The sequence below is a fragment of the Methylobacterium sp. WL6 genome (genome assembly GCF_008040095.1).
Taxonomy (GTDB): Bacteria; Pseudomonadota; Alphaproteobacteria; order Rhizobiales; family Beijerinckiaceae; genus Methylobacterium.
Genome location: NZ_VRVH01000209.1, coordinates 1 through 8,068, shown reverse-complemented (window position 1 = coordinate 8,068; position 8,068 = coordinate 1). Strand labels below are relative to the sequence as shown.

8 protein-coding genes and 1 pseudogene are annotated in these 8,068 nt (G+C 74.4%); 5 read left to right on the top strand and 4 right to left on the bottom strand.

Annotated elements, in window-relative coordinates:
* The coding region (locus FV230_RS20820) for a leucine-rich repeat domain-containing protein (RefSeq protein ID WP_147843746.1) at positions 1-992 on the bottom strand (992 nt) is incomplete at its 3' end.
* Between the two features lie 185 nt (positions 993-1,177).
* Between FV230_RS20820 and FV230_RS29825 the strand changes: the two genes are divergently transcribed.
* From FV230_RS29825 to FV230_RS20795, 5 genes are all read left to right on the top strand, one after another.
* A complete protein-coding gene (locus FV230_RS29825) occupies positions 1,178-1,759 on the top strand; it encodes a hypothetical protein (RefSeq protein ID WP_187275568.1) in 582 nt (193 codons plus the stop codon).
* Positions 1,704-2,981: a terminase family protein gene (locus tag FV230_RS20810; RefSeq protein ID WP_147843745.1), complete on the top strand. Its 1,278-nt coding sequence runs from the start codon at positions 1,704-1,706 to the stop codon at positions 2,979-2,981. The genes FV230_RS29825 and FV230_RS20810 overlap by 56 nt, the downstream gene beginning before the upstream one ends.
* A gap of 98 nt (positions 2,982-3,079) precedes the next feature.
* On the top strand, positions 3,080-4,252 hold the full coding sequence (locus tag FV230_RS20805) for a phage portal protein (RefSeq protein ID WP_147843744.1): 1,173 nt from the start codon (positions 3,080-3,082) through the stop codon (positions 4,250-4,252).
* A 47-nt stretch (positions 4,253-4,299) separates the two neighbouring features.
* Positions 4,300-4,788 carry an HK97 family phage prohead protease gene (locus FV230_RS20800; RefSeq protein ID WP_147843743.1) on the top strand — a complete coding sequence of 163 codons (489 nt, stop codon included), beginning with the start codon at positions 4,300-4,302 and terminating at the stop codon, positions 4,786-4,788.
* An 85-nt stretch (positions 4,789-4,873) separates the two neighbouring features.
* Positions 4,874-6,157, top strand: coding sequence for a phage major capsid protein (locus FV230_RS20795; protein ID WP_147843742.1), 1,284 nt, complete (start codon positions 4,874-4,876; stop codon positions 6,155-6,157).
* 54 nt (positions 6,158-6,211) lie between these two features.
* On the opposite strand, the gene FV230_RS20790 is transcribed toward FV230_RS20795, so the two are convergent.
* The 3 genes and pseudogenes from FV230_RS20790 to FV230_RS30910 form a co-directional block, all read right to left on the bottom strand.
* Positions 6,212-6,787 (bottom strand): PAS domain-containing protein, encoded by a 576-nt coding sequence (locus FV230_RS20790; RefSeq protein ID WP_147843741.1) that lies wholly within the window; start codon positions 6,785-6,787, stop codon positions 6,212-6,214.
* Between the two features lie 181 nt (positions 6,788-6,968).
* The gene (locus FV230_RS20785) at positions 6,969-7,844 is read right to left on the bottom strand and encodes a trypsin-like serine protease (RefSeq protein WP_147843740.1); all 876 of its coding nucleotides are present in this window, start codon (positions 7,842-7,844) and stop codon (positions 6,969-6,971) included.
* A 107-nt stretch (positions 7,845-7,951) separates the two neighbouring features.
* Positions 7,952-8,068, bottom strand: a pseudogene (locus FV230_RS30910) (S1 family peptidase); the annotation flags it as partial.

The following is an 8,068-nucleotide window of genomic DNA, read 5'->3' as shown; positions in this document are numbered from 1 at the left end:
GCCTCGCCGCGGACGAGGCGCAGCAGCGCCGCCGGGGCGAGGCGCAGGGCCGGGTCGTAGACGTCGCGGCTGCAGCTCGCGAGGCTCGGCGGCCCGGCGAGCACGCGCCGGTCCGGCGGCAGGAGCGGCATCAGCAGCCCGTCGGTCCCGTCCGGGTGGCCGGTGATCCGCCCGAGCGCGCCGGTGAGGTTCGGGTGCGCCCCGGCCGCGAGGCAGGCCTCCATCTCCCGCTCGGGCAGGCCGTCGCTGGTCATCGTCCCCTTGAACAGCTTGAGCGCGACCGGCCGTGGCGGCGCGGTGCCGCCGGGGCGCCACAGCGCGCGGTGCACCCGGCCCGACGTGCCCTCGCCGAGGAGCGCGCCCGTGTCGAGGTCGGCGAACGGGACCAGGACGGCCGAGGCTCGCGTCGCATCGCCTTCGAACGCGTTGCCGGCCCAGGAGGTCCAGGCGAGGGCGGGGAGGGCCGGAAGCCAGGCGGGCAGCGCGTCGAGGCGGTTGGCTGCGAGACGGATCAGCTCGAGGTCGTCGCAGCCCGCCAGGCTGTCCGGAAGGCTGCGCAGGCGATTGCCCGAGAGCATCAGCTTCCGCAGCCGCGGCCGATGCCCGAGCGCGTCGGGCAGGTGCGCGATCCGGTTGTCGGTGAGCGTCAGCCAGCGCAGGCGCGGCGGCAGCGCCTCGCCCGGCACCTCCACGAGGCCGCAGCCGCGAAACCCGACCTGGCTCAGCGCCCTGCAATCCCCCAGGACCGGCGGCAACGTCGCGAACGGGTTGCCCGAGCAGAACAGCACCTGCAGCCGCGTCAGGCGGCCGAGATCGTCGGGGAGGGCGGTGAGCGCGTTGCCCGAGAGGTCGAGCACTTCCAGCGTGTCGGCCAGCCCGAAGATCTCGGGCGGGAGCACGGTCAGGCCGGCGGCCGGCAGGCGCAAGGTGCGCGCCCCGGCAAGGTCGCCCCGGCGGAGGGCGTCGAGGGTGTCGTGCGTCGCGTCCTGCATCGTCGGTCGGCGCTCCGGCCCGCCTGGGAAGCCGGCCTCGTCGCACGAACCGGGATCCTGCAGCAAACCCCTGTGAGAAGGAAAAAATATCGTTCTCAGGATTATGGGCTTGACATCGGCGCGCTCCTCCGGCATAAGAACCGCACGCTCCAGAAGTGTGACGAGACGGTCTCGGGAGGCGGCGAATGGGCAGCGCAGCCGGGGCCGTCCCGCCGGAGGTCGTCGCCGCCGTGGAACGGCTGGTGCGGCACGGCGAGGCCAGCCTCGCGCGGATCGCCGCCGCCGCCGGGCTCCCGCAGACGACCGTGACGGGCTGGATGCGCGATCGTGGATGGGCGCGGACGCGCCCGGTCCGCCCGCGCGGGACCGACGACATCCTGGCCGATCTCGCCGCCCTCGAACGGTGCGGCGATCCGGTGCGCGCGCCCGCCGACCTCCCGGTGCTGCGGCGGCGGCTGCGTGCGCATATCGGCCGGCAGATCGCGACGTTCGATGCGGCTCTGCGCGGCGAGGGGGCGGCGGTGATCGATTCCGCGCGGACCCTGCGCGATCTCGGGGGCCTCAAGCGCCTGCTCGACGACCTCGCCGCCGACGATCCCGCCAGCGAAGGGGAGGGCGATGGCGACGGCCGAACCCCTTCCGCCCTCGACCTTCCGGGCTTCCGCGCGGAGATCGCGCGCCGCTATGGAGGATGCCGCGGCGACCGGCCGGATGGCCGCCTTTCTGGCGAGCCTGCCGCCGCCGCTCCTCCGGGCGCTGGCGCTTGACTGGCTGGACCAGGCGCGGCCCGACCAGCTTCCGCCGCCCTGGGAGGACGACTGGACCACCTGGGCGGTGATCGGCGGCCGCGGCTGCGGCAAGACGCGGACGGGGGCGGAGTGGGTCGACGCGCTCGCCCGCGGCGACCCGGCCTTCACCGACAGGGCGATCGGCCGGATCGCGCTCGTCGGCGAGACCTTCGCCGACGTGCGCGACGTGATGATCGAGGGCCCGTCGGGCCTGCTCGGGCTGCCCGAGCGCGGCGGCCGCCCGCGCTGGTCGCCGAGCCGGCGCCGGGTCGAGTGGGCGAACGGGGCGGTGGCGTCGGCGTTCTCGGCCGAGGAGCCGGATTCCCTGCGCGGCCCGCAATTCGGCGCGGCGTGGTCGGACGAGATCGCCAAGTGGCGCCGGCCGGATGCCGCCTTCGACATGCTGCAATTCGGGCTGCGGCTGGGCGCCCGCCCGCGCAACCTCGTCACCACCACGCCGCGGCCGATCCCGCTGATCCGCCGGCTGATCGCCGACCCGCGCTGCGTGGTCACGAAGGCCCGCACCGCCGACAACGCCCGATACCTCGCCCCCGCCTTCCTGGAGGCGGTGGTCGGGCGCTACGCCGGCACCCGCCTCGGGCGGCAGGAGCTCGACGGCGAGCTGATCGACGACCGGGCCGACGCCCTGTGGACGCGCGAGACGATCGAGGCGGCCCGCGTCGCCGCGGCACCCGATCTGTCCCGCATCGTCGTCGCGGTCGACCCGCCGGCGAGCTCAGGCCGCTCGGCCGATGCCTGCGGAATCGTCGCGGTCGGGGCGTTGGGCGAGACCGCCTACGTGCTCGCCGACGCGACGGTGGCGCGCGCCAGCCCGCAGGCCTGGGCCAACGCCGCGCTCGCGCTCTACCACCGCCTCGGCGCCGACGGGCTCGTGGTCGAGGTCAACCAGGGCGGCGAGATGGCCACCGCCGTGCTCGCCCAGTGCGATCCGGCGGTGCCGGTGACCCCGGTGCGCGCCACACGGGGAAAATACCTGCGGGCCGAGCCGGTCTCGCTGCTCTACGCGCAAGCGCGCGTCCGCCACGTCGGGGCGCTGCCGGCGCTCGAGGACGAGCTGTGCGATTTCGGGGCGGACGGGCTCTCGTCCGGCGCCTCGCCCGACCGCCTCGACGCCCTGGTTTGGGCGGTGACGCACCTGCTGCTCGCGCCCCGCGCCGAGCCGCGCATCCGCAGCTTCTGATGCCGGCCCACGCGACTGCGGGGCGGCGGCCATCCGCCGGGCCTCATGGGTTTCGACCCATGAGGCGTCGGACAACACGCATCTCGAGGAGGCGCCCGATGCCGACCCTGCTGACGAGGCTGGCGCGGGCCGCCGGCTACGTGCCGGCCGTGAAGGCGGCCCCGCTCTCCGGGCCGAGCCTCGCCCTCTACGGGGACGCCCGCGCCGTCTGGACCGCGCGCGACGGCACCGCGCTCGCCCGCGAGGGCTACCAGCGCAACGCCGTGGTCCACCGCGCCGTGCGCCTCGTCGCCGAGGGCGCCGCGTCGATCCCGCTGGTCGTCACCGGCGCGGAGGCGGCCGACCACCCGATCGCCGCGCTGCTGGCGCGGCCGAACCCGCGCGAGGGCGGCACCCGCCTGCTGGAGACCCTGTACGGGCACCTGATGGTGTCCGGGAACGCCTATCTCGAGGCGGTGTCGCTCGACGGGATCCCGCGCGCCCTGTTCGCGCTGCGCCCCGACCGGATGCGGGTGGTGCCGGGGCCCGACGGCTGGCCGGCCGGCTACGTCTACGAGGTCGGCGGCCGCCGCGTCGCCTACGACGAGGCCGGTGCCGTGCCGCCGATCCTGCATCTCGCCCTGTTCCACCCCACCGACGACCATTACGGCCTGTCGCCGATGGAGGCGGCCGCGATCTCCCTCGACATCCACAACGCGGCCGGGGCCTGGAACAAGGCGCTGCTCGACAACGCGGCGCGCCCCTCCGGCGCGCTGGTCTTCGCCGGTGCCGGGGCGAGCTTGAGCGAGGCGCAGTTCGTGCGGCTGAAGGCCGAGCTGAAGGCGAACTACCAGGGCGCCGGCAATGCCGGGCGGCCGCTGCTGCTCGAAGGCGGGCTCGACTGGAAGCCGCTGGCGCTGTCGCCCAAGGAGATGGACTTCGTCGAGGCGAAGGCCGCGGCCGCGCGCGAGATCGCCCTGGCCTTCGGCGTGCCGCCGCTGCTCCTCGGGCTTCCGGGCGACAACACCCACGCCAACTACGCCGAGGCCAACCGCGCCTTCTACCGCCAGACCCTGGTGCCGCTCGCCCGCCGCACGGCGGAGGCGCTCGCGCACTGGCTCGCGCCGGCCTTCGGCGACGTCCGCCTTGAACCGGATCTCGACGCGATCGAGGCGCTGGCCAGCGAGCGCGAGTCGCTGTGGCGCCGGGTGCAGGCGGCCGACTTCCTGACGCCGGCCGAGAAGCGCGCGGCGGTGGGCTACCCGCCCGAAGCCCCGGAGCCCGGGGCCTGAGGCTCCGGCGCAGCCCGATCTTTCCCTGCCCGCCACGGGAGACCGCCATGGACGGCCACTTCACCGGCTATGCCAGCCTGTTCGGCGTGCCCGACCTCGGGCGCGACATCGTGCAGGCGGGGGCCTTCGCCGCGAGCCTGCGGCAGCGCGGCGCCGCCGGCGTGCGGATGCTGTGGCAGCACGATCCCGCCGAGCCGATCGGGCGCTGGCAGGCGCTCGCCGAGGATGGGCGCGGCCTGCGCGTCGAGGGTCGCCTCAACCTCGCGGTGCAGCGGGCGCGCGAGATCGACGCGCTGATGCGGGACGGCGCCCTCGACGGTCTGTCGATCGGCTTTCGCACCCTGGAGGCGCGCCCGTGCGGCGGCTTCCGCCAGCTGCACGCGGTGGATCTCTGGGAGATCTCCCTGGTGACCTTCCCGCTGCAGCCGGGCGCGCGCGTCGCGAACGCCCCGCTGCCGGCGGAACTGCGCGCCTTCGCCCGGCGCCTCGCGCCGGTGCGTGCCGCCGGGCGCTCCGCCACCCCCTCCGGGTGGTGAGAGGCGGCGGCCGCCCACGTTCTTCCCTCCCCCGCAGAGGGGGAGGGATCCGCGCGTAACTTTTCATTCCAACGGTGAGGCTCACATGACCCGTCACGAGACCTTCGAGACCAAGTCCGATCGCGTGCTGCTGGAGAACAAGGCCGGGCGGCCCGGCGCCGAGCCGGGCACCGCGCGGGACGCCTTCGACGGGCTGACCCAGGCCTTCGAGGCCTTCAAGGAGACCAACGACACCCGGCTCGCCCAGATCGAGGGCCGGCTCGGGCCCGACGTGCTCACCGAGGAGAAGCTCGCGCGGATCGATGCGGCGCTGGACAGTGCCCGGACGCGCCTCGACCGCATCACCCTGGACCGCGCCCGCCCGCCGCTCGGCCGGCCCGAGCAACCGCGCGATGCGGCCGCCGACGAGCACAAGACGGCGTTCGACCTCTACGTCCGCGCCGGCGAGAGCGGCGGCCTGAAGAGCCTGGAGGCCAAGGCGCTCTCGGCCGGATCCGGGCCGGACGGCGGCTACCTCGTGCCGCAGACCATCGAGCGCGAGGTGCTCAAGCGCCTCGCCGACCTGTCGCCGATCCGTGCCATCGCCAGCGTCCGCACCATCTCGGGCGGCCAGTACAAGCGCGCGGTGGCGACCGGCGCCCCAATCGCCGGCTGGATCGCCGAGACCGCGCCGCGCCCGGCCACCGACGGGCCGGTGCTGTCGGAGCTGAACTTCCCGGCGATGGAGCTCTACGCCATGCCGGCCGCGACCCAGACCCTGCTCGACGACGCCGTGGTCGACATCGACGCCTGGCTCGCCGACGAGGTCGAGACCGCGTTCTCCGAGCAGGAGAGCGTCGCCTTCGTCACCGGCAACGGCGTCAGCCGCCCGCGTGGCTTCCTCAGCTACGACACCGTGGGCAACGACGCCTGGGTGCCGGGCAAGATCGGGATCGTCGGCACCGGCACGGCCGGCGCCTTCCCGGCGGCGAACCCGGCCGACGTGCTGTTCGACCTCGTCTACGGCCTCAAGGCCGGCTACCGCCAGAATGCCGGCTTCGTGATGAGCCGGCGCACGCAGAGCGCGATCCGCAAGTTCAAGGACAACGAGGGCAACTATCTCTGGCTGCCGCCGACCGCCTCGGACCGGGCCGCGACCCTGCTCGGCTTCCCGGTGACGGAGGCCGAGGCGATGCCCGACATCGCCGCCGGCAGCCTCGCGCTCGCCTTCGGCGATTTCCGCCGCGGCTACCTCGTGGTCGACCGCACCGGCCTGCGGGTGCTGCGCGACCCGTATTCCGCCAAGCCCTACGTGCTGTTCTACACCACCAAGCGCGTCGGCGGCGGCGTGCAGGACTTCGCCGCGATCAAGCTGCTGAAGTTCGCCTGATCCGGGCCGCGGGCGGCGTCCCCGCCCGCGTCGACGGCCCGCCCCGGGCCGGCCTCACGCGCCCTGGCGCCGTGCCAGGGCGCGGCCCACCTCCAGCAGCAGCGTATCGACGAGGGTGCGCAGGCGCTTCTGCCCGGTCCGGTCGATCGCCACGCGGGCGGCCAGGATCTGGTCGGCGGCCTGCTCCAGCGGATCGGCCGGGGGCAGCAGGCGAAGCTTCGGCCGGGGCAGGACGTCGAGCTTCGCGCGCGTGTCGGTGACGTCGAAGAAGGCGCCGTGGCCGTGCATGCCGGTCTCCGTCCGGGTCACGTGGCCGCGGTTGCGGATCCAGCGGATGTCGCCGCCTTCCGTGACGATCCGGAAGTCGGCGGAGAACGAACCGCCGGTCTCGCGCACCTGCCTGATCCGGTCGAACACCCAGTCGCGATCCTCCGGGTGGATGCGCGCGAGCGACTCGTCGAGCGTGAGGGGCTTGCCGGCGAGCGACGCGTCGCCCGCCATCACGTCGCAGGCGCCCTCGTCGAGGACCGAGCGCCCGGCCGCGACGTTCGTCTCCCAGGCGCCGACGAACCCGAAGGCGATGAGCGCCGAGGCGAGCGAGGGCGTGGCGGGTGTCGAGCCGTCGAACATGAGCGATGCTCCCGGGAGCGAAGCCGCATCGCGTTCCGGTTGAGGCCGGATGCGTCGGCGCCATCGCATCAAGCGGTATCATTCACTGAATTGAAAATGCAATCGACCAGATGCACGGGCGACGATCGCGCGACCGCACGTGAAACCTGGTCCTTCTGCAAATTCCGGTTCGGGTCAGGGTTCAGCGGTTGCGCCCGGGCCGGGCCATCCAATCCGAGCGGTTGCCGCGGCCGGCCGGCATCGCCTGGCCGACCTCGATCCGGGAAAGCTCGGCCGAGCGTGCCGCGATCCACCCGGTGTGCTCGGCCACCGGCGTCACCGCCGTGAACCCGCCGCAGGCGGTGCGGCGGCGGGCGTCCTGGCGCATCGCCCCGCTCGACCAGCTCACCACGCCGACGATCTGGTAGCCGCCGGGGCCGCCCGACAGGATCGGGCCGCCGGAATCGCCGAGGCAGGCGCCGGCGCCGGCGGTCTCGGCCATGCGGCGGCGGTCGGTGACGACGGTGACCCGGTTGGCGACCTGCAGCGACCCGATCGAGACGAGGTGCGCCTGGCGCAGCGTGCGGGCGGTGTTGCGGCGGTTCTCGGCGACGACGCCGAAGCCGGCGATGTCGACCGCGTCGCCGTTGCCGATCGAGCCGGCGCCGCGCGGATCGAGGGGCGCGTAGTCCGTGCCGAGCGGCTGCTCGAGCTTGAGCAGGGCGAGGTCGACGCCCGGCTGGTCCTCCGGCGTGGTGCCGGGGACGAATTCGGGATGCATCGAGGCGGCGATCACCGAGACGCGGCGCTGGCGGAAGCCGCGGTCGACCGCCACGATGCTGTAGCCGGCCGGCTGCATCACGCAATGGGCTGCGGTCAGCACGAGATCGGGCGCGATCAGCGTGCCCGAGCAGATCTCGCCCTGGGTGCTCTCGATCCGCACCACGAAGTTGCGCGTGCCGTTCGGGTCGCGGGTCACCTCGCCGTTGATCACGGCCGAGGCCGGTGCCGGCAGCGAGCCGAGGAGGCCGACGGACAGGCCGCCGAGCAGGGCGCCGCGGAGCACAGTGGCGAGCATCGTTCTCTCCGGGGGCCGAGGGCGCTCTCGGCAGGTGGGGTTGAAGCCTAACGTAAAGCAATCCGTCGGCCAAGGTTCGGTTCCTCGCGGCCGGCGGGACCGCCGGCTCAGTGCCAGCGCGCCGTCCGGTCCCAGCCGGCGAGCGTGCGGTCGAGCCAGTCGCGCTGCGGCGCGACGCGGACGGCCTGGGTCAGGCCACCGCAGGCGCCGCCGATCCAGGCGGT

What these genes read in the sequence shown, in the direction of transcription:
- FV230_RS20795 (WP_147843742.1), top strand. Translation starts at nt 4,874, where the DNA reads ATGACCCGTCACGAGACCTTCGAGACCAAGTCCGATCGCGTGCTGCTG.
- FV230_RS20790 (WP_147843741.1), bottom strand. Translation starts at nt 6,787, where the DNA reads ATGTTCGACGGCTCGACACCCGCCACGCCCTCGCTCGCCTCGGCGCTC.
- FV230_RS20810 (WP_147843745.1), top strand. Translation starts at nt 1,704, where the DNA reads ATGGCCGCCTTTCTGGCGAGCCTGCCGCCGCCGCTCCTCCGGGCGCTG.
- FV230_RS20805 (WP_147843744.1), top strand. Translation starts at nt 3,080, where the DNA reads ATGCCGACCCTGCTGACGAGGCTGGCGCGGGCCGCCGGCTACGTGCCG.
- FV230_RS20785 (WP_147843740.1), bottom strand. Translation starts at nt 7,844, where the DNA reads ATGCTCGCCACTGTGCTCCGCGGCGCCCTGCTCGGCGGCCTGTCCGTC.
- FV230_RS20800 (WP_147843743.1), top strand. Translation starts at nt 4,300, where the DNA reads ATGGACGGCCACTTCACCGGCTATGCCAGCCTGTTCGGCGTGCCCGAC.
- FV230_RS29825 (WP_187275568.1), top strand. Translation starts at nt 1,178, where the DNA reads ATGGGCAGCGCAGCCGGGGCCGTCCCGCCGGAGGTCGTCGCCGCCGTG.